At 49.2% G+C, this 683-nt stretch carries 1 protein-coding gene; it reads right to left on the reverse strand.

Annotated features, from left to right (window positions below; genetic code table 11):
* Positions 1 to 88: 88 nt before the first annotated feature.
* A complete protein-coding gene (locus ABLT31_RS38840; RefSeq protein WP_367761067.1) occupies positions 89 to 670 on the reverse strand; it encodes a TRAP transporter small permease subunit in 582 nt (193 codons plus the stop codon).
* Between the last annotated feature and the right edge of the window lie 13 nt (positions 671 to 683).

The raw sequence follows: 683 nt of genomic DNA on the forward strand, positions 1-683 counted from the left end.
CCCCCCATGGCAAACGCCATCGGATGCCCGGTAAAGAGCGCCATAAACAATCCGCCGAACATAGCCCCCAGAAAGACGTGCTGAATCATCATGCTGTTCCCTCCTTATCCCTATAGCCTGCTTGAGAATGCTCCAACGAAAGGGAATCGGATGAAGGGAGGATCTCTTCCTTGGCGGACAAGAACACGACCTGTTTCAGCACTTCGGAAATTCCCTGCAGGATGAGCAGTCCAAAAACCAGAGGGATGATCGTTTTATACAAATAGACGGGGGCGGCAAACAGCGATTGTGAAGTTTCCTTGATCGCCCACGATCTCTCCATAAAATCCAGGCTGACGATAAAGATCCCGACCACAAACGGGAAATAAAGAACCAAGTAAGAAAGGATATCCAAAACCGCCCGTTTCTTGGGGGAAAACTTCTCGTATAACGAATCGACGGATACCATGGCTTTATGCAGCAATCCATACGCGGCCACTGTCATGAAGTGAACGCCATATAGCATGGTAATCGTTTCAAAGGTCCATATCGTAGGGGCATTGAAGACTCTCCGGCTGACCACTTCAAAAACCACCAAAACCATGATGACGAGGACGGACCAGGCTCCAACCTTCCCCACCCAGTTAGAGATGCCATCGATGATTCGGGTAATCTTTTTTATAACCTCCATAGGATCCCTCCTC

The sequence above is a fragment of the Ammoniphilus soli genome (assembly GCF_040813775.1).

Excerpts from the sequence above, each read along its gene's own strand:
- ABLT31_RS38840 (WP_367761067.1), bottom strand. The coding sequence starts at position 670 with ATGGAGGTTATAAAAAAGATTACCCGAATCATCGATGGCATCTCTAAC.